The organism is Geodermatophilus sp. URMC 60 (genome assembly GCF_053502585.1).
Genome location: NZ_CP199958.1, coordinates 473,127 through 496,071 on the forward strand (window position 1 = coordinate 473,127; position 22,945 = coordinate 496,071).

Sequence of the window (22,945 nt, forward strand, 5' to 3'; positions counted from 1 at the left end):
GCGGTGTCGTCGTGCGCCGTGGGCCCGGGACGGCGCCCAGCAGCTCAGCGGTAGTCGCCGACCAGGCGCGCCGCGTCCCCGCTGCTGCGCGGGCCCACGGTGCCGGCGACCCACGCGGGCACCCCGCGCTCGGCCAGGGTGGCAACCACGTCGTCGGCGGTGTCCCGGGCGACCGCGGCGACCATGCCGACGCCGCAGTTGAACGCGCGCTCGGACTCCACGCGCGGCACGCCGTGCTCCTCGAGCAGTGCGACGGCGGGCGGAAGCGCCCAGGTGTCGCGGTCCAGCACGGCCTCCAGCGCGTCGGGGACGACGCGGGCGGTGTTGCCGGCCAGCCCGCCGCCGGTGATGTGCGCGTAGGCGTGCACGCCCTCGACGCCGAAGCGCTGCACCAGCGCCAGGCAGTCCAGCGCGTAGATGCGGGTCGGCTCGAGCAGCACCTCGCCGAGCGGACGGTCCAGGCCGGCGGGCGTCGCGGCCAGGTCGAGCCCGGCCGCGGCGACGACGCGGCGCACCAGCGAGTAGCCGTTGGAGTGGAAGCCCGACGACGCCATCGCGACCACCGCGTCGCCGTCCCGCACCCGCTCGGGCCCCAGCACAGCGTCGGCCTCCACGACGCCCACCGCGGTGGCGGCCAGGTCGTAGTCGTCCGGGGCCATCAGGTCACCGTGCTCGGCGGTCTCCCCGCCGACCAGCGCGGCACCGGCCAGGCGGCAGCCGGTCGCGATGCCGGTGACGATCGCCGCGATCCGCTCGGGCACCACCCGCCCGCAGGCGACGTAGTCCTGCAGGAACAGCGGCTCGGCGCCGCATGCGACCAGGTCGTCGACGACCATCGCGACCAGGTCGATGCCGACGGTGTCGTGGTGGTCCAGCTGACGGGCCAGCGCGATCTTGGTGCCGACCCCGTCGGTGGAGGAGGCGAGCAGCGGCCTGCGGTACCTGGTGGTGTCCAGCGCGAACAGCCCGGCGAAGCCGCCGAGGCCGCCGACGACCTCGGGGCGGTTGGTGCCCTCCACCGCCGTCCGCATGAGGGTGACGGCCCGCTCGCCGGCGTCGATGTCGACGCCGGAGGCGGCGTAGGTGAACTGCTGGTGGTCGCTCACGGACGGGTCAGCGCGTCGTCCGCACCGCCGGACACCGACGCGCTGCCGGCCTGCTGGCCGGTCCAGCCGCTCACCGCACGGTCCTGACCGACCCGGCGACCGATGCCCTCGAGCTGGTGCTTGCCGAGCAGCTCGCTCTCCGCGAGCGGGATCGGGTACTCGCCGGTGAAGCAGGCGGTGCACAGCCGGGTGACCGGCTGCTCCGTGGCCGCGATCAGGCCCTGCTCGGAGACGTAGCCCAGCGAGTCGGCGTTGATCGAGGCCCGCACGCCGTCGACGTCGAGGCCGTTGGCGATGAGCTCGGCCCGGCTGGCGAAGTCGATGCCGTAGAAGCACGGCCACTTCACCGGCGGCGAGGAGATCCGCACGTGCACCTCGACCGCGCCGGCCTCGCGCAGCATGCGGATCAGCGCCCGCTGGGTGTTGCCGCGCACGATCGAGTCGTCGACGACGACCAGCCGCTTGCCGCGGATGACGTCGCGCAGCGGGTTGAGCTTGAGCCGGATGCCCAGCTGCCGGATGGTCTGGCTGGGCTGGATGAAGGTCCGCCCGACGTAGGAGTTCTTCACCAGGCCGATGCCGTAGGGGATGCCCGAGGCCTCGGCGTAGCCGACCGCGGCCGGCGTGCCCGACTCCGGCACGGGGATCACCAGGTCGGCGTCGGCAGGGTGCTCCTTGGCCAGCCGGCGGCCGATCTCGACCCGGGCGGCGTGCACGCCGCGGCCGACGATCGTGGTGTCCGGGCGGGCGAGGTAGACGTACTCGAAGACGCAGCCCTTGGGCTCGGCCGGGGCGAAGTGCTGGCTGCGCAACCCGTCCTCGTCGATGGCGATCAGCTCGCCGGGCTCCACCTCGCGGACGACGGAGGCGCCGACGATGTCGAGCGCCGCCGTCTCGCTGGCGACCACCCAGCCGCGCTCCAACCGGCCGAGGACCAGCGGCCGCACGCCCTGCGGGTCGCGGGCGGCGTAGAGGGTGTTCTCGTCCATGAAGGTGAAGCTGAAGGCGCCGCGCAGCTGCGGCAGCACCTCCATCGCGGCGGCCTCGACCGAGAGGTCCGGCCGGGCCGCGATCAGCGCGGTCACCAGGTCGGAGTCGGTGGTGGAGGTGAAGGCACCGCGCACGCCGGCGTCGGCGGCCCGGGAGGCCAACTCGGCGGTGTTGACGAGGTTCCCGTTGTGACACAGCGCCAGCCCGGTGCCGGCGTCCGTCGTCCGGAAGGTCGGCTGGGCGTTCTCCCACGTGGAGGCACCGGTCGTGGAGTAGCGGGTGTGCCCGACGGCGAGGTGGCCGCGCAGGCTGCCCAGGGTGGCCTCGTCGAAGACCTGGCTGACCAGCCCGAGGTCCTTGTAGACGACGACCGAGGCGCCGTCGGAGACGGCGATGCCCGCCGCCTCCTGGCCGCGGTGCTGCAGGGCGTAGAGACCGAAGTAGGTCAGCTTGGCGACCTCCTCCCCCGGCGCCCAGACACCGAAGACGCCACACGCGTCCTGGGGTCCGGGGGAATGGGGATCGAGGTCGTGCGTCAGCCGTCCGTCACCGCGAGGCACTCATCGAGGGTACCGGCGCCGGCTGACCGGTTCTGGCCGGGCGGGGTGTCCCTCGACACCCCGCCCGGCCGGATCCGCGGCCCCCTCCAGGGCACCGCTGGCCCCGTCCCGGGCCCCGCCCTGAGCCTGCGAAGGGTGGGGAGGACGGGGTCCTTCTACGAGGGGTGGGAGGAGGGGGGCCTTCTCTAGTGGATGTGTCCGATCTCGGCCGAGATCATGGTGTCGTCGCCGTGGCCGGTCCTGACGACGGTGTCGCCGTGCAGGCTCAGCAGCCGCGACCGGATGGAGTTGAGGATCGTGGGCTTGTCGCTGTAGGACCGCCCGGTGGCTCCCGGCCCGCCGTGGAACAGCGTGTCCCCGGTGAAGACGGTGGCCAGGTCGGGGGCGTGCAGGCAGGTGCTGCCCGGCGAGTGCCCGGGGGTGTGCAGCGCGGTCAGCGTGGTCCCGGCGACGGTGAACCGGGTGCCCTCGACGAGGTCCTCGTCCGGGGCCGTGTCGGGGTGCACGACGTCCCACAGCATCCGGTCGGCGGGGTGGAACCAGATCGGTGCGCCGGTGGCCTCGCGCAGCGCGACGGCGGCGGTGATGTGGTCGTTGTGCCCGTGGGTGAGCACGATGGCGGTCACCCGGCGGCCGCCGATCGCGTCCAGGATCGGGGCGGCGTGGTGCGGGGCGTCGATGACGAGCACCTCGTCGTCGTCGCCGACCAGCCAGACGTTGTTGTCGACGTCGAAGTCCTGCCCGTCGAGGCTGAACACGCCGGAGACCACGGTCTTGTCGACCCGCGCGGTCACTTGAACACCACCACCGAGCGCAGCACGTCGCCGTGGTGCATCTTCTCGAAGGCGGACTCGACGTCGTCGATGCCGATGGTCTCGGTGACGAAGTCCTCCAGCGGAAAGCGGCCCTGCAGGTACAGGTCGACCAGCATCGGGAAGTCGCGGCTGGGCAGGCAGTCGCCGTACCAGGAGGACTTCGTCGCACCACCGCGGCCGAAGACCTCGATCAGCGGCAGCTCGATCTTCATGTCCGGCGTGGGCACACCCACCAGCACCACCCGGCCGGCCAGGTCACGGGCGTAGAACGCCTGCTCGAACACCGCCGGGTGGCCCACTGCATCGATCGCCACGTCCACACCGAACCCGCCGGTGTGGCCCTTGATGGCCTCCACCGCGTCGGTGTTCCTGCTGTTCACGGTGTGGGTGGCGCCGAACTTTCTGGCCCACTCCAGCTTCCGGTCGTCGATGTCGACGGCGATGATCGTCGTCGCGCCGGCCAGCTTCGCCCCGGCGATCGCGGCGTCCCCGACGCCGCCGCAGCCGAACACCGCCACGCTCTCCCCGCGCTTGACGCCACCGGTGTTGATCGCCGCGCCGACGCCGGCCATGACGCCGCAGCCCAGCAGCCCGGCGGCGGTGGCGGGCGCCTCGGGGTTCACCTTGGTGCACTGGCCGGAGTGGACCAGCGTCTTCTCCACGAACGCGCCGATGCCCAGCGCCGGGGACAGCTCGGTGCCGTCCTTCAGCGTCATCTTCTGCGTCGCGTTGTGGGTGTCGAAGCAGTACTGCAGCTCGCCCTTGGCGCAGGCGCGGCACTGCCCGCACACCGCCCGCCAGTTGAGGATCACGAAGTCGCCGACCGCCACGTTGGTGACGCCCTCACCGACCGCGGAGACCACCCCGGCGGCCTCGTGGCCGAGCAGGAAGGGGTACTCGTCGTTGATCCCGCCCTCGCGGTAGTGCAGGTCGGTGTGGCAGACCCCGCAGGCCTGGATGTCGACCACCGCCTCCCCCGGACCGGGGTCGGGGACGACGACCGTCTCCACGCTCACCGGGGCACCCTTGCTGCGGGCGACGACGCCCTTCACCTCGTAGGCCATGGCGGGAGCCTATTCCGGCGGGCGCAGCCGCGGTCCGGCGTCCCCCGTGCGCGATCCGGTCGTTCCGTTGACAACGATCGGGTTGCGAACAGCGATGACTCGGCTCCTCCGTTTCGCGGTACGTACAGGGGCGACGTAGCGTTCCCGCGGGTCCGTGACGCCTGGCACCGACCCTTTCCGGCGGGGGATCCCCCGACCGATGTCCTCCGGAGGTCCGTCCCGTGGCAGTACCGAGTTTCCTGGCCCGAGAACGCATCGTGGCCCGTCCCGGCTTCAACCGCTGGTTGATCCCGCCGGCAGCGCTCGCCGTGCACCTGTGCATCGGTCAGGCGTACGCGACGAGCGTCTACAAGACCGCGCTCGTCGAGCACTTCGACACGAGCCTGACCGCGATCGGGATCATCTTCTCGATCGCGATCGTCATGCTCGGCGTCTCCGCCGCCCTGTTCGGCACCTGGGTGGACCGCAACGGTCCCCGGGCGGCGATGTTCACCTCGGCCTGCTTCTGGGTCCTCGGCTTCCTCGTCGGCGGTGTGGGCATCGAGACCGGCCAGCTGTGGCTGCTGTACCTGGGCTACGGCGTCCTGGGCGGCATCGGCCTGGGCATCGGCTACATCTCGCCGGTCTCGACGCTGATCAAGTGGTTCCCGGACCGCCCGGGCCTGGCCACCGGCATGGCGATCATGGGCTTCGGTGGCGGTGCGCTGATCGCCTCGCCGCTGTCGCGCCAGCTGATGAACTACTACGACCCGGCCTACGACGGCACCGCGGGCACCGTGCCCAACGGTGAGGCCGTCGCGGCGCTGTTCTTCACGCTGGCTGCGGTCTACCTCGTCTTCATGATGTTCGGCGCCTTCATCGTGCGGGTGCCGGCCGACGACTGGCGGCCCGCCGGCTTCGACCCGGCGTCGGTGAAGAAGAAGGCCCTCGTCACCACCGAGAGCGTCTCGGCGAACAACGCCATCAAGACCCCGCAGTTCTGGCTGCTGTGGACGGTGCTCTTCTGCAACGTCACCGCGGGCATCGGCATCCTCGAGCAGGCCGCACCGATGATCCAGGACTTCTTCCGCAACGGTGAGACCTCCACGGTCGCCGCCGCCACGGCCGCCGGCTTCGTCGGTCTGCTGTCGCTGTTCAACATGGGCGGCCGGTTCGTGTGGTCCTCGACGTCGGACTTCATCGGCCGCAAGCCGATCTACATGGTGTACCTGGGCGTCGGCATCGTCCTGTACGTCGTCCTGGCCACCCTCGGCAGCACGGCGACCTGGATCTTCGTGCTGACCGCCGCGATCATCATCAGCTTCTACGGCGGTGGCTTCGCGACGATCCCGGCCTACCTGCGCGACCTGTTCGGCACCTACCAGGTGGGGGCCATCCACGGCCGGCTGCTGACCGCCTGGTCGGCCGCCGGTGTCGCCGGGCCGCTGATCATCAACGGCGTCCTGGACACGCAGGGCACCCCGGGCCAGCTCGTCGCGGCGAACTACCGCCCGGCGCTGTTCATCATGGTCGGCCTGCTCGCCATCGGCTTCGTCGCGAACCTGCTGGTCCGCCCCGTCGCCAGCAAGTGGTACGAGCCGCAGGCCACCACCCCCGCCACCGCCCGCGCCAACCCGGAGAGGAGCGCCGTCCGATGAGCCACCCCGTCACCGACGACCGGCAGCCCACGCACACCCCGGCGGCACTGATCGCCTTCGCCTGGACCCTGGTCGGCGTCCCCCTGGCCTACGGGCTCTACAACACGGTCAAGGCGGCCAGCCAGCTGTTCGGCGGCTGAGCCGCACCACTCCCACAGCGCCCCCGTCCGGATCTCCGGGCGGGGGCGCTGTGCCGTTCCGAGGGGGAATCGAGCCAGGACCGGGACACGGGCAGCGGCTCAGCTCAGCCGGGGGACGGCTCCTGGCCGCGGTGTCGTCCGGTGGGACGACGGTGGTGGAGCGGGGACAACGGCAGGTGCGCGGAGAGGTCGGCGCGGTTGCCGCTGGCGCTGACCCTCCCGTCGGCGACCGCCTGCCCCCAGGTGAGCTCTCCGGTCGCCAGCCGCAGCCACGTGGCCGCGTCGGTCTCCACGACGTTCGGCGGCGTCCCACGGGTGTGCCGGGGACCGGGCACCAGCTGGACGGCGACGTGCGGGGGTACGCGCAGCTCGACCGAGCGGCCGGGCACCTGCTGGGCCAGCCAGCGGGCCGTCGTCTTCACCGCGGCGCCGAGCACCGCGCGCGGGGGCTGCTCGTCCTCCCCTGCCAGCCAGGCCCGCACCGGCGCGAGGGCGGCCCGGAGCTCCTCGGCCGATATGGGTGCCGGAGCGGGCATCAGCTGGTCGGGACGGTTCCCGCCGGGACGCTGCCCGCTGCCTGACCGGTGACCGCCGTGGCCTCCGGCGTGCCGAACAGGGCCGGGAGCGTCGCGCTCCAGGCGGCCCGCAGCTCGGCCAGCGGCAGCTCGGCGACGCCGTCGACGGCGAGCACGTCGCCGCCCGTCGTCCCCAGCTCGGTGACCGCGATGCCGGCCCACTCCGCGGTGGCGCGCACGCCCTCCGGATCGGTCGTGGTGACCACGGCGCGCGCGGTCGACTCGCTGAACAGCGCGGTGAAGGCGTCCCCACCGAAGCCCTGCCCGCCCAGCCGCAGCCGGGCACCGGTGCCGTACCGCAGCGCCGACTCCGCCAGCGCCTGCGCCAGGCCGCCGTCGGCCAGGTCGTGCGCGGAGGTGACCAGGCCGCCGCGGCCGAGCGCGGCCAGCAGCTCGGCGAGGGACCGCTCGGCCTCGAGGTCCACCGCCGGCGGGCGCCCGCCGAGGTGGCCGTGCACCACCGAGGCCCACGCGGAGCCGCCGAACTCGGGGCGGGTGACGCCGAGCAGCAGCACGCTCTCCCCCGCCGTCCGCCAGCCGGTGGACACCCGGGTCCGGACGTCCTCGTGCACGCCCAGGACCCCGATGACCGGCGTCGGGTTGATGGCGACGTCGCCGGTCTGGTTGTAGAGGCTGACGTTGCCGCCGGTGACCGGCAGGCCCAGGTCCCGGCAGGCGTCGGCCAGGCCGCGGACGGCCTCGGCGAACTGCCACATGACCTCGGGCTCCTCCGGGGAGCCGAAGTTCAGGCAGTTGGTGACGGCCAGGGGTCGAGCGCCGCTCACCGCCACGTTGCGGTAGGCCTCGGCGAGGTTGAGCTGCGCGCCGGTGTACGGGTCGAGGCGGGCGTAGCGGCCGTTGCCGTCCAGGGCGAGCGCGATCCCGCGGTGGGTGTCCTCGTCGATGCGCACCACGCCGGCGTCGTCGGGCTGGGCGAGCACGGTGTTGCCGCGGACGTAGCGGTCGTACTGCTCGGTGACCCAGGTCTTGTCCGCGCCGTCGGGGCTGGCGACGACGGCCAGCCAGTGCGCGGCCAGCTCCTCCGGCGTCGCCGGGCGGGGCAGGGCCGCCGGGTCGTCGGCCTGCAGGTCGTCGAGGTCGGCCGGGCGCTGCATCGGCCGGTCGTAGACCGGGCCCTCGTGGGCGACGGTCCGCGGCGGGACGTCGACGATGCGCTCGCCGTGCCAGTCGACGGTCAGCCGGTCGCCGTCGGTCACCTCACCGATGACGGTGGCCAGCACGTCCCACTTGCGGCAGACGGCGAGGAACGCCTCGACCTCGTCCGGCTCGACGATGGCGCACATGCGCTCCTGCGACTCGCTCATCAGGATCTCGGCGGGCGTCAGGGTGCTGTCGCGCAGCGGGACGGTGTCGAGGTCGATGTGCATGCCACCGGTGCCGGCGCTGGCGAGCTCCGAGGTCGCGCAGGACAGCCCGGCGCCGCCGAGGTCCTGGATGCCGGTGACGAGGTCCGCGCGGAAGATCTCCAGGCAGGCCTCGATGAGCAGCTTCTCGGTGAACGGGTCGCCCACCTGCACGCTGGGCCGCTTGGCCGGGCCTTCTGCGTCGAAGGTCTCCGACGCGAGCACCGAGACCCCGCCGATGCCGTCGCCGCCGGTGCGTGCGCCGAACAGGATGACCTTGTTGCCGACGCCCTCGGCCTTGGCGAGGCGGACGTCCTCGTGCCTCATCACGCCGACGCACAGCGCGTTGACCAGCGGGTTGCCGGCGTAGCAGTCGTCGAAGAGGAGCTCGCCGCCGATGTTGGGCAGGCCCAGGCAGTTGCCGTAGCCGCCGACACCGGCGACCACCCCGGGCAGCACGCGGGCGGTGTCCGGGGCGTCGGCGCGGCCGAAGCGCAGCGAATCCATGACGGCGACCGGGCGGGCGCCCATGGTGAGGATGTCGCGCACGATGCCGCCGACCCCGGTGGCCGCGCCCTGGTAGGGCTCGACGTAGCTGGGGTGGTTGTGCGACTCGACCTTGAAGGTGACCGCGTAGCCGTCGCCGACGTCGACCACGCCGGCGTTCTCACCGATGCCCACCAGCAGCGCCTCGCTGCGCGGCAGGTCGCCGAATCGGCGCAGGTGCACCTTCGAGCTCTTGTAGGAGCAGTGCTCGCTCCACATGACCGAGTACATGGCCAGCTCGGCGGTGGTGGGCCGGCGGCCGAGGATCGCCGTGATGCGGGCGTACTCGTCGGACTTCAGGCCCAGCTCGCTGTAGGGCTGCTCGAGGTCCGGCGTCCGGGCGGCGAGCTCGACGGTGTCGAGCTGGTGCTGCAGCGGGCCGGGCCCGGTGTCGAGGTCGCTGAGTCCCTGGGTCACGCGGACACCATCGCCTTCAGCACGGAGGTGAAGAACCCGAGCCCGTCGGTGGAGGGCCCGGTGAGGTCCTCGACGGCGTGCTCGGGGTGCGGCATGAGGCCGACGACGCGACCGTCCGCGCTGGTCACCCCGGCGATGTCGCGCATCGAGCCGTTGGGGTTGCCCTCGACGTAGCGGACGGCGACCTGCCCCTCGCCCTCGATCCGGTCGAGGTCGGCCGGCGCGGCGACGTAGCGGCCCTCGCCGTTCTTCACGGGGACGACGATCCGCTGGCCGGCCTCGTAGTCGAGCGTCCAGGCGGTGTCGGAGCGCTCGATGCGCAGCACCTGGTCGCGGTTGCGGAAGTGCAGGTGGCCGTTGCGGGTGAGCGCGCCGGGCAGCAGGCCGGCCTCGCAGAGCACCTGGAAGCCGTTGCAGATGCCGAGCACCGGCATGCCCTGGCGGGCGCGGTCGACGACGTCCTGCATGAGGGGCGCCCGCGCGGCGATCGCACCCGCCCGCAGGTAGTCGCCGTAGGAGAAGCCGCCCGGCAGGACGACGGCGTCGACGTCCTCCAGATCGTGCGACGCGTGCCAGAGCGCGACGGGCTCGGCACCGGCCAGACGCACCGCGCGTGCGGCGTCGACGTCGTCCAGGGAGCCCGGGAAGGTGATGACACCGATGCGCACGGAGGGGGTTCTCCTCAGTCGGTCGGGAGGTGGAGCTCGACGTCCTCGATGACCGGGTTGGCCAGCAGCGTCTCGGCGATCTGCTCCAGCTCGGCCCGATCGGGCGTGCCGTCGACCTCGAGGACGAAGTGCTTGCCCTGGCGGACGCTGCGGACGCCGTCGTGACCGAGCCGGCCCAGCGCTCCCAGCACCGCCTGACCCTGCGGGTCGGAGATCTCCGGCTTCAGCACGACGTCGACGACCACCCGAGGCACGCCGACGAGGGTACCGGGGTGGCACGGACCACTGACCGGAGCGCGGGTGACGCTGGTCTCGCTCCTGCGCTGCCCGCGAGATCAGGGACCGGCCAGCAGGGACCACACCGCCTCGGGGGCCTCCCAGTGCGCGTTGTGGCCGGCGCCCTCGACGAGCACCGCGGCCGGGTCCACCCGGCGCATCGCGTCGAGACCCACCATCCGGTCCGACGCCCCCGCCGCCAGCCGCAGCGGAGCGACCGAGCGGCGCAGCACCTCCTCGACCGGCGGGCCGACGGCGCCGAACGCCCGCGGGTCGAGGGCCGGCGCCCAGCCGTCGTCCACCTCGCGGACGCCGGCGAGCGCCACCGCGTCGCCCGGGGCCACGAGCCCGGTGAGCCCGGCCAGCCGCAGGTGCCGGTCGGCGGCCTCGGCGGCGGTCGCGAACACCTGCGGCGGGCGGGCCGCCAGCGACCGGGCGCGGCGCACCTCGTCGTCCGTCCAGTCGATCTTGACACCGAGCGCCACGACCCGCGCGACCTCCACGCCGTACCAGCCGCCGCCGAGCACCGCGCCCACCACGCCGCCGAACGAGTGCCCGAGCACGGTGACCCGCGCCGCGCCCGACTCGGCCGCGAGCACCGCCACGTCCGCAGCGTGCACCGCGTAGCCGTACGGCGGTTCGGCGAGCGACCGGCCGTGCCCGCGCAGGTCGGGAACGGCCCAGCGTCCTCGCCACGACGCCTCGACCAGCGGCAGCAGCCGGTCCCACACCGCGCCGGTGGCACCCAGCCCGTGCAGCAGCAGGAGCAGGTGGTCGCCCGAGCCGCCGGAGCGGTACGCGGTGCCCGGGCGCGTCACTGCCACGTCAGCGGAACGCCGTACCGGTCAGGCGCTCGTAGGCGGTCACGTAGCGCTCCCGGGTGGCCTCGACCACGTCGGCGGGCAGCTCCGGCGGCGGGGAGACGCGGTCCCACCCGGACGAGGTGAGCCAGTCGCGGACGTACTGCTTGTCGAACGAGGGCTGCACGTCGCCGGGCGACCACAGCGTCGCCGGCCAGAACCGCGAGGAGTCCGGCGTGAGCACCTCGTCACCGAGCACCAGGCCCTGCCCCCCGTCCGCGGAGTCCGGGGCGAGCCCGAACTCGAACTTGGTGTCGGCCAGCACGATCCCGGCGTCGAGCGCGATCCCCGCACCCCGCCGGTACAGCGCCAGCGTCAGCTCGCGCAGCTCCTCGGCCCGCTCGGACCCGACCGCGGCGACGACGGCGGCGAAGTCGATGGCCTCGTCGTGCTCCCCCTGCTCGGCCTTGGTGGACGGCGTGAACACCGGCTCGGGCAGCCGCGAGCCCTCGACCAGGCCCGCGGGCAGCGGGACGTCGCGGATGGACCCGGTGCGCTGGTACTCGACGGTGCCCGACCCGGAGAGGTAGCCGCGGGCCACGCACTCGACCGGCAGCATCTCCAGCCGGCGGACCAGCATCGCCCGCCCGGCGACCGGGCCCGGGACGTCGGACGCCGAGAGCAGGTGGTGCGTCGCGCCGAACTCCGACAACACCGGCGCGAGCCGGTCGAACCACCACACCGACAGCTGGGTGAGCACCCGCCCCTTGTCGGGGATGGGTGTGGGCAGCACGTGGTCGTAGGCGGAGATCCGGTCGGAGGCGACCAGGAGCAACCGGTCGAAGCCGGCGTCGTAGATCTCCCGGACCTTCCCGCGCGCGACCAGCGGCAGGTCGAGCGCGGTCACGACAGCGCAGCCAGCCGGTCGAACAGCGGGCCCAGGTTGGCCACGTACCGCTCCGGCCGGCAGATCTCGTCGAGCCGCGCCTCGTCGAGCTCGACCCCGGCGTCCTTCGCGCGGACCCGCAGCGTCTCGCGGAACGGCGTCCCGTCCTTCCAGGTCTCCATCGCCGCGGACTGCACCAGCGCGTAGGCGTCCTCCCGCGAGGCCCCGCCCTCGACCAGCTCGAGCAGCACCGAGGAGGTGTAGATCAGCCCGCCGGTGGACTCCAGGTTGGCCCGCATCCGGTCGGCGTCCACCACGAGGTTCTCGACCAGCCCGGTGGTCAGGTGCAGCAGGTAGTCGGTGGTGATCGCGGCGTCGGGCAGGAACACCCGCTCGGTGGAGGAGTGCGAGATGTCGCGCTCGTGCCAGAGCGGGATGCCCTCCATCACCGGGACGACGGCGGCGCGCACGACGCGCGCCAGGCCGGCGATGCGCTCGGAGCGGATCGGGTTCTTCTTGTGCGGCATCGCGCTGGAGCCCTTCTGGCCCGAGCCGAACGCCTCCGACAGCTCGCGCACCTCGGTGCGCTGGCCGTGCCGCACCTCCAGCGCCACCGTCTCGCAGACGGTCGCGACGATCGCCAGGCAGGCGACCCACTCGCTGATCGAGTCGCGCAGCACCACCTGGGTGGAGGCGTCGGCGGGCCGCAGGCCCAGCGCCTCGGCGACGGTGACCTCGACCGACGGGTCGATCAGCGAGTACGTGCCGACGGCGCCGGAGATGGCGACCACGCCGACCCGCTCCCGAGCGGCCCGCAGCCGGTCCCGCGACCGGGCCGCGGCGAACGCGATGTCGGCGACCCGGTGGCCCCAGACGTCGGGCTCGGCGTGCACGCCGTGGGTGCGGCCGACCTTGATCGTGTCGCGGTGGGCCAGCGCATGGTCGCGCAGCACCGCCACCAGCCGGTCGAGCCGGGACAGCAGCAGGTCGGTGGCCTCGGTCAGCTGGACGGCGAGCGCGGTGTCGAGCAGATCGGACGACGTCATGCCGTGGTGGACGAAGGCGGCCGCCGACCGCGGCTCGGTGTTGTCGGCCCAGGCGGTGAGGAAGGCGATGACGTCGTGCTGCGTCGTCTCCTCGATCTCGGCGACCCGCTCCGGCGTCGGCGGCGGCGCACTGCGCACCGGCTCGACGACGTCGGCCGGCACCCGCCCGGCCGCGGCGTGCGCCTCGAGGACGAGGGTCTCGACCCGGCACCACAGCTCGTACTTGTGCTGGTCGCTCCAGACCCGGCCCATGTCGGGCAAGGTGTACCGCTCGATCACGTGTCCGCCCGCCCATCGGTTCGTCGCACCACGTGCCCCAGTCTCCCGCAGGGTCGATGCTGTCAGCGACGGCCCCTCGAGCTTCCCGGAGGATCCCGATGCTGCGACGGGGCACCCACCTGCTGGCGCGGGCCCGCGAGCGGATCCGCGCCGCCCGCGAGCACGACCCGCACGCCTGGCCGCACCGCCCGCACCCGCACGACGACGAGCACGAGGACGACGAGGACCTCTACGACTCCGCGGACGACGCCGAGGCGGGCCCGCCGCCCCTCGGCAGCCCCGAGCCGGGCGCGCCGGACCTCGACGGCCCCCTCGGGCCCGGCGGCGTCAGCGGTCCGCCGGCCGGAGGGCAGCAGCGCCGCGGACGCCAGACCCGGAGACCGGGGGCGCCCGAGGACGAGGTGCCCCGCGGGCTGCGGGTGGCCGCCGCCTGGTCGTGGCGGCTCATCGTCGTCCTGGCCGGTCTGTACGTGCTGCTCTACGCGGCCGCCTACGTGGCCGTGGTCGTCATCCCGGTGATGGTGGCGCTGCTGCTGGCCGCGCTGCTGCAGCCGGGTGCCACCGCGCTGATCCGGCACGGCTGGCCGCGGTCGCTGGCCGCCCTCACCATGCTGCTGGTCGGGCTGACCGTGGTCGCCGGGATCATCACGCTCGTCGTCCAGCAGGTCACCGCCGGGTTCACCGACCTCGCCGACCAGGTGAACCAGGGGCTCACCCAGATCCGCGACTTCGTCGTCGACACCTTCCCGGTCAGCCAGCGGCAGATCGACGAGGCCCTCACCGCCTTCCAGGACTTCGTCGCCGGCAACCAGGAGGAGCTCGCATCCGGAGCCCTCGACACGGTCGGCACCGTCGGCGAGGTCTTCACCGGCATCGTGCTGGCGCTGTTCACGCTGTTCTTCTTCCTCAAGGACGGCCGGTCCATCTGGCTCTGGCTGGTCGGCCTGTTCCCCCGTGACGCCCGTGCCTACGTCGACGAGGCCGCCCGCCGCTCGTGGCGCACGCTGATCTCCTACGTGCGGGCCACGGTCGCCGTCGCCCTGGTCGACGCGGTCGGCATCGGCACCGGGCTGGCCATCCTGGGCGTCCCGCTGGTCATCCCGCTGGCCGCGCTGGTGTTCCTGGGTGCCTTCATCCCGATCATCGGGTCGTTCCTGGCCGGGTCGGTGGCCGTGCTGGTCGCGCTGGTCGCCGTCGGCCCGATCAAGGCGCTCATCGCGCTGGCCATCGTGGTCGCGGTCATGCAGCTGGAGGGACACGTCCTGCAGCCGCTGCTGCTGGGCAAGGCCGTGCACGTGCACCCGCTCGCCGTGGTGCTCGCCATCGCCGCCGGGCTGCTGGTCGCGGGCATCTTCGGCGCGCTGATCGCGGTGCCGGTCGTGGCCTGCGCCAACGTGGCCGGCAGCTACCTCTCGCGCCGGCACGACGGCCCGCGCCCGCCCGAGCCGAGCCGGGAGCGCGCCCGGCCGGCGGTCACCGCCGGGTAGGGAGGGTGATGCGGCCCTCGACCGCCGCCAGCGCGATGTCGGTGCGCCAGTGCGCGTCGGCGAGCCGCACGCCGGCGACCCGCTCGTAGGCCCGCTGCCGGGCCGCCGCGAGGTCCTCGCCCACGGCGGTCACGGCGAGCACCCGACCGCCGGCGGAGCGGACGGTCCCCTCGGCGTCCACGGTGGTGCCCGCGTGCAGCACGCCCTCCGCGTCGGCGCCGGTGACCGGGTCGCCGGTGCGCGGTCGCTCGGGGTAGCCCGGTGCCGCGACGACGACGGTCACCGCGGCACCGTCGCGCCAGCGCAGCGGCGGGTGGTCGGCCAGCGTGCCCGTGGCCGCGGCGTGCAGCAGTCCGGCCAGCGGGGTCTGCAGCAGCGGCAGCACCACCTGGGTCTCCGGGTCGCCGAAGCGGGCGTTGAACTCGACCACCCGCACGCCGCGGGAGGTCAGCGCCAGCCCGGCGTAGAGCAGTCCGGAGAAGGGTTCGCCCCGGCGGCGCATCTCGTCGACCGTCGGCTGCAGCACGGTGGCCAGCACCTCGTCGACCAGGCCCGGCGGCGCCCAGGGCAGCGGCGCGTACGCGCCCATCCCGCCGGTGTTGGGCCCGGCGTCGCCGTCGTCGCGGCGCTTGGCGTCCTGGGCGGGCAGCAGCGGCAGCACCGTCGTCCCGTCGGTGACGGCGAACAGCGAGACCTCGGGCCCGTCGAGGTACTCCTCGACCAGCACCGCGCCGCCGGCCTCGAGCACGCGGTGCCCGTGCGCGACGGCGGCATCCCGGTCGGGAGTGACGACGACGCCCTTGCCGGCGGCCAGCCCGTCGTCCTTCACCACGTACGGCGCCCCACCCGCGACCTGCAGGGCCTCGTCCAGCGCGGTCTCCAGCTCGGCCGGCCCGCCGACGGGCCAGGACCGGGCGGTCGGGACGCCGGCGGCGGCCATCACGTGCTTGGCGAAGGACTTGCTGCCCTCGATCTGCGCGGCCTGCTCCGACGGGCCGAAGCAGGCGATGCCGGCGTCGCGGACGGCGTCGGCCGCGCCGGCGACCAGCGGCACCTCCGGCCCGATGACGACGAGGTCGGCACCCCACCCGGTGGCCAGCGCGGCGACCGCGACCGGGTCGGCGACGGCCAGCGACTCCCCGCCCACTCCCGGCTCGGCGATCGCCCGGGTGCCGGCGTTGCCCGGCGCGCAGGCCAGCGCGGTCACCGCGGGATCGGAGGACAGAGCGACGCACAGGGCGTGCTCCCGGGCACCGGAGCCGATCACGAGCACGCGCACGGACGGCGACGCTACCGAGCGCGCGACCCGCTGGAACGGCCGCCCTTCAGGGTCCCGCGCCGAGCCCCGGTCGGCCCCCTGCAGGGGCCCGCCGCGAGCCTGCGAGTGGTGGGGGGCAGGGGGGTCCTTCAAGGGGGAGAGGGGGTCCTTCAAGGGGGAGAGGTGGTCCTCCCACGGTTCGGCTGCGATCGGTACGCGCGGTGCAGGGCCCGGACGCGGGCGTGCTCGGCGGCACGGGCCCGGGCGTCGGAGCGCAGCGCCTGGCGGTGCGCCTCGGCCTGCAGCTTGCGCCAGGCGGTGTAGCGGGCCGGGTCCAGCCGGCCGTCCTCGATCGCGGCGGCCACGGCGCAGCCGGGCTCGGTGCGGTGGGCGCAGTCGCGGAACCGGCACGCGGCGGCGAGCTCGGTGACGTCGGCGTAGGTGGTGTCGATCCCGGCGTCGTCGACCAGCCCGAGCTCGCGCATCCCGGGGGTGTCGACGAGCAGGCCGCCGCCGGGCAGCAGGTGCAGCTCGCGCGCGGTCGTGGTGTGCCGGCCGCGGCCGTCGGCCTCGCGGACCCCGCGGGTGGTCGCCACCTCCGTCCCGGCCAGCGCGTTGGCCAGGCTGGACTTGCCGACGCCGGACGGGCCCACCATCGCCGCCGTCCGCCCGGGCCCGAGCAGCGCCCGGACGGCGGGGAGCCCCTCCCCCGTCACCGAGCTGACGGCCACGACGTCGACGCCCACGGTGTCGTCCGCGACGGCCAGCACTGCGGCGGGGACGTCGTCGCACAGGTCGGCCTTGGTGAGGACGACGACCGGCGTCGCCCCGCTGCCCCACGCGACGGCCAGGTAGCGCTCCACCCGGCGCAGCCGCGGCGCGGTGGTCAGCGCGTCGACGACGAGCACCAGGTCGAGGTTGGCCGCGACCACCTGCTCGGCCGAGGTCCGCCCGGCGACGACGCGGGTGAACGCCGTCCGCCGGGGCAGCACCGCGACGGCGAGCTCACCGCGCAGCGCGACCCAGTCGCCGACCGCCGGGCCGGTGTCGGCCAGCAACGCCGGCGCGGGGTGGGCACGCAGCTCACCTTCCTCGGTGAGCACGGTCAGCCGGCCGCGGTCGACCCGGGCGACCCGGCCGGGACGGGCGCCCGGGGGGAGCTCGGCCTCGCGCCCCGGCGTCCAGCCCAGGAATGAGAGATGTGTCACGTCGGCATGGTCCCGCCCAGGTCAGCGCGGTGTCCTCCGAATTGTGGGCCGCCAGTCGGCGCGCGTTCGCGTCATGGACACCCCGCTCGGGTGTTGTAAGAGGCATGCGCGCGACCGCGTCGCCGGCAACGGTTCCGGCGACCCGCCCTGCCCGTCCCGTCATCGTCGGTCATCGCGGGGCCCCCGCGTACCGCCCGGAGCACACCGCGGCCAGTTTCGAGCTGGCCATCGACCTGGGCGCCGACCTGATCGAGCCCGACATCGTGGTCAGCCGGGACGGCGCGCTCGTCGTCCGGCACGAGAACGAGCTCTCCCACTCCACCGACGTCGCCGACCACCCCGAGTTCGCCGACCGGCGCGCCACCCGTGTGGTCGACGGCCGTGAGCGCACCGGCTGGTTCGCCGAGGACTTCACCCTCGCCGAGCTGCGCACGCTGCGCGCCGTCGAGCGGATGCCGGCGCTGCGGCCGCTGAACACCACCTACGACGGGCAGGCCGGGATCCTCACGCTCGCCGAGGTCGTGGCGATCGCCCGCCGTCGCTCGACCGCCTCCCGGCAGGTCCGCGTGCTGGCCGAGCTGAAGAAGCCCAGCTGGTTCGACCACGAGGCGGGCGTGCCGATGAACGAGCTCGTCGCCGCCGAGCTGCGCCGCCTCGGCGCCGCGGGCCCCGACGGGACCGTCGTCGTGCAGTCCTTCGACGCCGCCGCGCTGCGGCAGCTCCGGGCCGACCTCGGGGACCGCGGGCCGACGATGCTGCAGCTGGTGGACGACGCCGGCGAGGACGACCACCTGGTCACCCCCGCGGGCCTGCGTGAGGTCAGCACCTACGCGCAGGGCATCGCCCCGAGCCGGCACCGGATCCTGCTGCGCGACACGGACCAGGCGATGACCGGCGTCTCGGACCTCATCGGCCAGGCCCACCGCGCCGGCCTGGCCGTCGTCCCGTGGACGCTGCGCCCGGAGAACGCGTTCCTGCCGCAGCACCTGCGCCGCGGCGAGGCCGTGAGCGGGACCGGCGACATGCAGACCGAGGCCCGGCTGCTGTTGGCCCTCGGCGTCGACGGGCTGATCACCGACGCCCCCGACGTGGCCGCCAGGGCCCGCGCGGAGCTCTACACCTCGCGCCCCTCCCGCACCGCACCGCGGCCGGGAGCCGTCCTCGGCCTGCCCTGAGCCGCTGGGTCGCGGCGCGGGCCCTCCGGCTCCCGCGCCGCGACGGGCTCAGCCGATCAGGTCGTGCAGGACGACGTTCTCGTCGCGGCCGGGGCCGACGCCGATGACGCTGACCCGCGCGCCGGAGAGCTCCTCCAGGCGCCGGACGTAGGCCTGCGCGTTGGCCGGCAGCTCGTCGAAGGTGCGGCACTTCCGGATGTCCTCGAACCAGCCCGGCATCTCCTCGTAGACCGGCGTGGCGTGGTGGAAGTCGGTCTGCGTCATCGGCATCTCGTCGTGCCGGACGCCGTCCACCTCGTAGGCCACGCAGATCGGCACCGTCTCCAGCCCGGAGAGGACGTCGAGCTTGGTGAGGAAGTAGTCGGTGATGCCGTTGACCCGGCTGGCGTAGCGGGCGACGACGGCGTCGAACCAGCCGCAGCGGCGGTCGCGGCCGGTGGTCACGCCGACCTCGCCGCCCTGCTTGCGCAGGTACTCGCCCCACTGGTCGTGCAGCTCGGTCGGGAACGGCCCGGAGCCCACGCGGGTCGTGTAGGCCTTGAGGATGCCGACGACCCGGTCGATCCGCGTCGGGCCGATGCCCGAGCCCGCCGCCGCACCACCGGCGGTCGGGGACGACGACGTGACGAACGGGTACGTGCCGTGGTCGACGTCGAGCAGGGTGCCCTGTGAACCCTCCAGCAGCACCCACTCGCCGGCGTCGAGTGCGTTGGCCAGCAGCAGCCGGGTGTCGGCGATGCGGTGCCGCAGCTGCTCGGCGTAACCGGCGTACTCCTCGACGACCTCGTCGACGTCGATGGCCTTGCGGTTGTAGACCTTGACGAGGACCTGGTTCTTCTCCTGCAGCGTCCCCTCGAGCTTCTGCCGGAGGATCGACAGGTCGAGCAGGTCCTGCACCCGGATGCCAGTGCGGGCGACCTTGTCGCCGTAGGCCGGGCCGATGCCGCGGCCGGTGGTGCCGATCCGGCGCTTGCCGAGGAAGCGCTCGGTGACCCGGTCCAGGGCCCGGTGGTGCGGCATGATCAGGTGCGCGTCGGCCGAGATGACCAGCCGCGAGGTGTCGACGCCGCGCTCCTCGAGCCCGGCGAGCTCGCCGATGAGCACCTCGGGGTCGATGACGACGCCGTTGCCGATGACCGGCGTGCACCCGGGCGTGAGGATCCCCGACGGGATCAGGTGCAGCGCGTACCGCTCCCCGTCGGGCGTGATCACCGTGTGCCCGGCGTTGTTGCCACCCTGGTAGCGGACGACGTACGGCACGCGCCCCCCGAGCAGGTCGGTGGCCTTGCCCTTGCCCTCGTCGCCCCACTGGGCGCCGATCAGCACGACTGCCGGCATCTCGCTGTCGTCCCCCTCGGACTCGTCACCGGCGGTCGACCGGCTGGCAGGTGGCAGGGTATCGGCATGCCCCTCGTCGAGTTCGACCTGCGCGGTCTGGCGCCGGGTTCCGCGCCGGCCCGCGAGCGGGTCGCACCGGCAGCCGAGGCCGACGCGCTGCTGGTGAGGGGGCCGGTGCCGGCGCTCGCGGCGGTGCTCACCGCACTGTGGAAGGCCGGGCGCACGGCTCGCGTCCCCGTCTCCTGGGAGCCCGCCGCCGACCGCGACTCGACCGCCCTGGCCCGCGCCCTCGGCATCGGCACGGGCGGCGAGCGGGAGCTCGGCCTGGTGCGTGACGACCACGGCGGCGTGCTGCTGCACCACGGCCGGTTGGAGGCGGCCGCGGACGACCGGCGCCGTCCGCTGGCACGGCGGCTGGGCGCGCAGGCGCACCACGACGCGGTCAAGATCGCCGACGGGCAGATCACCCGCATCGACGTCCGGCTCGACTGGCGGGCCGTGGACACCCTCGACGTGACCGTCATGACGCTGCCCCTGCGGCCCGGCCGGCGCACCAGCGGGCGGGCGGTGCAGATCGCCAGCGACCCGGCCCGGGTGACCCGGGACGGCGTCCCGTACCCGCGGCCGGTCGACCGCTGGACCTGGTACGCCGACGACCGGGTGCGCTGGCGCCTGCACCCCTGAGCAGCGAAGCCTCCCCGCAGGTACGGGGACCCCGTCCCCCCACCCCTCGCACGCTCAGGGCGGGACCCGGGACGGGGCCGCGGCGAGCCTCTGGACGGCGCCTGGCGCGCGAGCCTGCGAGTGGTGGGGGGAGGGAGGTCCTCTCTCAGGTGAAGACGCTGACCCCGCCCGGTCCGACGAGCAGGCCCACGACGATCAGCACGATTCCCCACAGCAGCTGCCTGCGGACGATCGCCACGATGCCTGCGACGACGAGGACGACGGCGAGGATCCAGAGAAGTGTTGCCATACGGCACCTCCGGGAACGGGCGTCCGGACCGGACGCTGGGTACGGAGAGTAAACGATCTCCCGCACTTCCTACCTGTTCTCCGTCGTCCCCTCACCGAGTGTGACGTCAGGCTGCGGGTCGTCCCAGGCGCTCGCGCAGGTCCACGTGCCAGTCCACCTGCACGCGCCGGCCCACGTGCCCGCACGGCCGGACCAGGTCGAAGCGGGTGATCACGGCGCCGGAGTCGGCCCACAGCAGCGCCAGGTGGCCCGGGGCGGCTCGCTGCACTCCGGGGTCGAGGCCGAGCTGCAGCTGGCGGCTCGGGTCCTGGCGGTAGAAGGCGCGCAGGCCGTCGGTGGCCGCGGCGGGCAGCTCGCCGTCGTCGGAGCGCCAGACGCGCAGCACGTCCGTGGGGGTGCGCAGGATCAGCCCGCTCATCGGCAGGCCCAGGTTGTCGGTACCGCTGTCGAGGTCCAGCTGGCGGGCCTGCAGCGGGTCGGACAGCTCGTCCGGCCCGGCACCCCAGGGTCGCAGCCGCTCCATCGCCTCGCGGCGGACCAGCTGGTGGTCGAGGTGCCGGTCGGCGGTCGGGTTCCAGCCGTGCTGCGCGTGGATCGCCGCGCTGACCGCGACACCGGCCGACAGGGCCTCGTGCACGGCCAGCAGCAGCGGACGCAGGCGCGCGGTCACGACGGCCGGTGAGTGGTCCACGGGAGCAGTCTGCGGGTCGGTGCCGACACCGCGTGGCAGCGCAGTGCGGGCGTTCCCCGCGGATCGCGGGCGCCACAGCGCCGGCAATCCGCGGGAAACGCCGGCAACGGGTCCCTACGGCGCGAGGGAGGGATCGCAGTCGCGCAGCAGCTGGGTGCAGCGCTCCTGCTCGTCGGTCTCGCCGATCGCCTCCGCGGCGCGGGCCAGCACCGTCACGCAGCGCAGGAAGCCGCGGTTGGGCTCGTGCGACCACGGCACCGGGCCATGGCCCTTCCAGCCGTTGCGGCGCAGCGCGTCGAGGCCGCGGTGGTAGCCGGTGCGGGCGTAGGCGTAGGCCTTGATCGTGTCGGTGAGCCCCCGCTCGGGCCGTTCGATCGCCTCCTCGGCCAGCGCCGCCCACGCCGCGCTCACCGTCGGGTGGTGCGCGGCGACCTCGGCCGGCGGGTTCCCGGCCGCGAGCTCACCGTCGGCCTCCGGGTTGCCGGGCAGCAGGGTGGCCGGTGGCTCGCCGAGGAGGTTGTGGTGTGGGTGCCCCATCAGGCGCTCGGCGACTGGCCGGCCGACAGCAGGTCCTCGCACGCCTCCACGACGCGCGCGGCCATGTTCGTCTCGGCGAGCTTCATGTAGGTGCGCGGGTCGTAGGTCTTCTTGTTGCCGACCTCGCCGTCGACCTTGAGCACGCCGTCGTAGTTGGTGAACATGTGCCCGACGATCGGCCGGGTGAAGGCGTACTGGGTGTCGGTGTCGACGTTCATCTTCACGACGCCGTAGGAGATGGCCTCGCGGATCTCCTCCTGCGCCGAGCCGGAGCCGCCGTGGAAGACCAGGTTGAACGGCTTGGCGCCGTCCCCCAGGTTGAACTCCTTGGCGACGATCGCCTGCCCGCGCTCGAGCACGTCGGGCCGCAGCTTCACGTTCCCGGGCTTGTAGACGCCGTGCACGTTGCCGAACGTCGCGGCGAGCAGGTAGACCCCGCGCTCGCCGAGACCGAGCTGCTGCGCGGTGCGCAGGAAGTCGCCGTCGGCGGTGTAGAGCTTCTCGTTGATCTCGGCGACGACGCCGTCCTCCTCGCCGCCGACGATGCCGATCTCCAGCTCGAGGACGATCTTGGCCGCCGCGGCCTTCTCCATCAGCTCCTCGGCGATGTCGAGGTTCTCGGTGAGCTCGATGGCCGAGCCGTCCCACATGTGCGACTGGAACAGCGGCGCCTGGCCGGCGTCGACCCGGTCCTTCGACAGCGCGATCAGCGGGCGCACGTAGGCGTCCAGCTTGTCCTTGGGGCAGTGGTCGGTGTGCAGCGCGACGTTGACCGGGTACTTCTCGGCGACGACGTGCGCGAACTCGGCCAGCGCCACGGCACCGGTGACCATGTCCTTCACCCGCGTGCCCGAGCTGAACTCGGCGCCACCGGTGGAGAACTGGATGATCCCGTCGCTGCCGGCGTCGGCGAAGCCGCGCAGCGCGGCGTTGATCGTCTCCGACGAGGTGCAGTTGATCGCCGGGTAGGCGAAGCCGCCTTCCTTGGCCCGGTTGATCATGTCGGCGTAGACCTCGGGGGTCGCGATGGGCATGCGGGGCACTCCTTGCGTCGGTGGCGGCGCTGGTCCGGCGGCCAGTATCGCGCCCGGCCCGAGGGGTGCGACACC

23 protein-coding genes are annotated in these 22,945 nt (G+C 73.8%); 5 read left to right on the plus strand and 18 right to left on the minus strand.

Going from position 1 to position 22,945, the window contains the following annotated elements:
• Window positions 1–44: 44 nt before the first annotated feature.
• The 4 genes from purM to ACWIX3_RS02320 form a co-directional block, all read right to left on the minus strand.
• Window positions 45–1,106: a phosphoribosylformylglycinamidine cyclo-ligase gene (gene purM, locus ACWIX3_RS02305; protein WP_448610465.1), complete on the minus strand. Its 1,062-nt coding sequence runs from the start codon at window positions 1,104–1,106 to the stop codon at window positions 45–47.
• Window positions 1,103–2,656, minus strand: coding sequence for an amidophosphoribosyltransferase (gene purF / locus ACWIX3_RS02310; protein WP_448610466.1), 1,554 nt, complete (start codon window positions 2,654–2,656; stop codon window positions 1,103–1,105). Before purF ends, purM begins: the two co-directional genes overlap by 4 nt.
• Before the next feature lie 185 nt (window positions 2,657–2,841).
• Window positions 2,842–3,450, minus strand: a complete 609-nt coding sequence (locus tag ACWIX3_RS02315) for an MBL fold metallo-hydrolase (protein WP_448610467.1) — start codon at window positions 3,448–3,450, stop codon at window positions 2,842–2,844.
• Window positions 3,447–4,535 carry an S-(hydroxymethyl)mycothiol dehydrogenase gene (locus tag ACWIX3_RS02320; RefSeq protein ID WP_448610468.1) on the minus strand — a complete coding sequence of 363 codons (1,089 nt, stop codon included), beginning with the start codon at window positions 4,533–4,535 and terminating at the stop codon, window positions 3,447–3,449. Before ACWIX3_RS02320 ends, ACWIX3_RS02315 begins: the two co-directional genes overlap by 4 nt.
• Before the next feature lie 221 nt (window positions 4,536–4,756).
• Between ACWIX3_RS02320 and ACWIX3_RS02325 the strand changes: the two genes are divergently transcribed.
• Together ACWIX3_RS02325 and ACWIX3_RS02330 are read left to right on the plus strand one after the other, a co-directional pair.
• On the plus strand, window positions 4,757–6,172 hold the full coding sequence (locus ACWIX3_RS02325; protein ID WP_448610469.1) for an OFA family MFS transporter: 1,416 nt from the start codon (window positions 4,757–4,759) through the stop codon (window positions 6,170–6,172).
• A complete protein-coding gene (locus ACWIX3_RS02330; protein WP_012950725.1) occupies window positions 6,169–6,312 on the plus strand; it encodes an MFS transporter small subunit in 144 nt (47 codons plus the stop codon). Before ACWIX3_RS02325 ends, ACWIX3_RS02330 begins: the two co-directional genes overlap by 4 nt.
• Window positions 6,313–6,416: 104 nt before the next feature.
• Here the strand turns inward: ACWIX3_RS02330 and ACWIX3_RS02335 are convergent, their stop codons facing one another.
• The 7 genes from ACWIX3_RS02335 to purB form a co-directional block, all read right to left on the minus strand.
• On the minus strand, window positions 6,417–6,848 hold the full coding sequence (locus tag ACWIX3_RS02335) for a sterol carrier family protein (RefSeq protein WP_448610470.1): 432 nt from the start codon (window positions 6,846–6,848) through the stop codon (window positions 6,417–6,419).
• Window positions 6,848–9,214 carry a phosphoribosylformylglycinamidine synthase subunit PurL gene (gene purL / locus ACWIX3_RS02340; protein ID WP_448610471.1) on the minus strand — a complete coding sequence of 789 codons (2,367 nt, stop codon included), beginning with the start codon at window positions 9,212–9,214 and terminating at the stop codon, window positions 6,848–6,850. Before purL ends, ACWIX3_RS02335 begins: the two co-directional genes overlap by 1 nt.
• The gene (gene purQ / locus ACWIX3_RS02345; RefSeq protein WP_448610472.1) at window positions 9,211–9,882 is read right to left on the minus strand and encodes a phosphoribosylformylglycinamidine synthase subunit PurQ; all 672 of its coding nucleotides are present in this window, start codon (window positions 9,880–9,882) and stop codon (window positions 9,211–9,213) included. The genes purL and purQ overlap by 4 nt, the downstream gene beginning before the upstream one ends.
• A gap of 14 nt (window positions 9,883–9,896) precedes the next feature.
• A complete protein-coding gene (gene purS / locus ACWIX3_RS02350) occupies window positions 9,897–10,136 on the minus strand; it encodes a phosphoribosylformylglycinamidine synthase subunit PurS (RefSeq protein ID WP_448610473.1) in 240 nt (79 codons plus the stop codon).
• 81 nt (window positions 10,137–10,217) lie between these two features.
• On the minus strand, window positions 10,218–10,976 hold the full coding sequence (locus ACWIX3_RS02355) for an alpha/beta fold hydrolase (protein ID WP_448610474.1): 759 nt from the start codon (window positions 10,974–10,976) through the stop codon (window positions 10,218–10,220).
• 7 nt (window positions 10,977–10,983) lie between these two features.
• On the minus strand, window positions 10,984–11,865 hold the full coding sequence (locus tag ACWIX3_RS02360; protein WP_448610475.1) for a phosphoribosylaminoimidazolesuccinocarboxamide synthase: 882 nt from the start codon (window positions 11,863–11,865) through the stop codon (window positions 10,984–10,986).
• Entirely contained in the window at window positions 11,862–13,169 is a 1,308-nt protein-coding gene (purB, locus tag ACWIX3_RS02365; RefSeq protein ID WP_448610476.1) for an adenylosuccinate lyase, read from the minus strand. Before purB ends, ACWIX3_RS02360 begins: the two co-directional genes overlap by 4 nt.
• Before the next feature lie 98 nt (window positions 13,170–13,267).
• Here purB and ACWIX3_RS02370 point away from each other — a divergent pair, with 98 nt between their 5' ends.
• On the plus strand, window positions 13,268–14,656 hold the full coding sequence (locus ACWIX3_RS02370; protein WP_448610477.1) for an AI-2E family transporter: 1,389 nt from the start codon (window positions 13,268–13,270) through the stop codon (window positions 14,654–14,656).
• Here ACWIX3_RS02370 and purD read toward each other — a convergent pair.
• A complete protein-coding gene (gene purD, locus ACWIX3_RS02375; RefSeq protein WP_448610478.1) occupies window positions 14,643–15,935 on the minus strand; it encodes a phosphoribosylamine--glycine ligase in 1,293 nt (430 codons plus the stop codon). The genes ACWIX3_RS02370 and purD overlap by 14 nt on opposite strands.
• 149 nt (window positions 15,936–16,084) lie before the next feature.
• Window positions 16,085–17,122 carry a ribosome small subunit-dependent GTPase A gene (gene rsgA / locus ACWIX3_RS02380; protein ID WP_448610479.1) on the minus strand — a complete coding sequence of 346 codons (1,038 nt, stop codon included), beginning with the start codon at window positions 17,120–17,122 and terminating at the stop codon, window positions 16,085–16,087.
• 104 nt (window positions 17,123–17,226) lie between these two features.
• Here rsgA and ACWIX3_RS02385 point away from each other — a divergent pair, with 104 nt between their 5' ends.
• A complete protein-coding gene (locus tag ACWIX3_RS02385; protein ID WP_448610480.1) occupies window positions 17,227–18,297 on the plus strand; it encodes a glycerophosphodiester phosphodiesterase family protein in 1,071 nt (356 codons plus the stop codon).
• 48 nt (window positions 18,298–18,345) lie between these two features.
• Here ACWIX3_RS02385 and ACWIX3_RS02390 read toward each other — a convergent pair whose 3' ends face one another.
• On the minus strand, window positions 18,346–19,635 hold the full coding sequence (locus ACWIX3_RS02390) for an adenylosuccinate synthase (RefSeq protein ID WP_448610481.1): 1,290 nt from the start codon (window positions 19,633–19,635) through the stop codon (window positions 18,346–18,348).
• A 66-nt stretch (window positions 19,636–19,701) separates the two neighbouring features.
• On the opposite strand from ACWIX3_RS02390, the gene ACWIX3_RS02395 reads away from it, so the two are divergent.
• Complete coding sequence (locus ACWIX3_RS02395) at window positions 19,702–20,319, plus strand: hypothetical protein (RefSeq protein WP_448610482.1); 618 nt, start codon at window positions 19,702–19,704, stop codon at window positions 20,317–20,319.
• A gap of 145 nt (window positions 20,320–20,464) precedes the next feature.
• Here ACWIX3_RS02395 and ACWIX3_RS02400 read toward each other — a convergent pair whose 3' ends face one another.
• The 4 genes from ACWIX3_RS02400 to fbaA form a co-directional block, all read right to left on the minus strand.
• Window positions 20,465–20,608 carry a GPGG-motif small membrane protein gene (locus tag ACWIX3_RS02400; protein ID WP_012950741.1) on the minus strand — a complete coding sequence of 48 codons (144 nt, stop codon included), beginning with the start codon at window positions 20,606–20,608 and terminating at the stop codon, window positions 20,465–20,467.
• Window positions 20,609–20,714: 106 nt separating this feature from the next.
• Entirely contained in the window at window positions 20,715–21,299 is a 585-nt protein-coding gene (locus tag ACWIX3_RS02405; protein ID WP_448610483.1) for a hypothetical protein, read from the minus strand.
• A 114-nt stretch (window positions 21,300–21,413) separates the two neighbouring features.
• A complete protein-coding gene (locus ACWIX3_RS02410) occupies window positions 21,414–21,836 on the minus strand; it encodes a DUF3151 domain-containing protein (RefSeq protein WP_448610484.1) in 423 nt (140 codons plus the stop codon).
• Window positions 21,836–22,870 (minus strand): class II fructose-bisphosphate aldolase, encoded by a 1,035-nt coding sequence (fbaA, locus tag ACWIX3_RS02415; RefSeq protein WP_448610485.1) that lies wholly within the window; start codon window positions 22,868–22,870, stop codon window positions 21,836–21,838. The genes ACWIX3_RS02410 and fbaA overlap by 1 nt, the downstream gene beginning before the upstream one ends.
• Window positions 22,871–22,945: the final 75 nt, after the last annotated feature.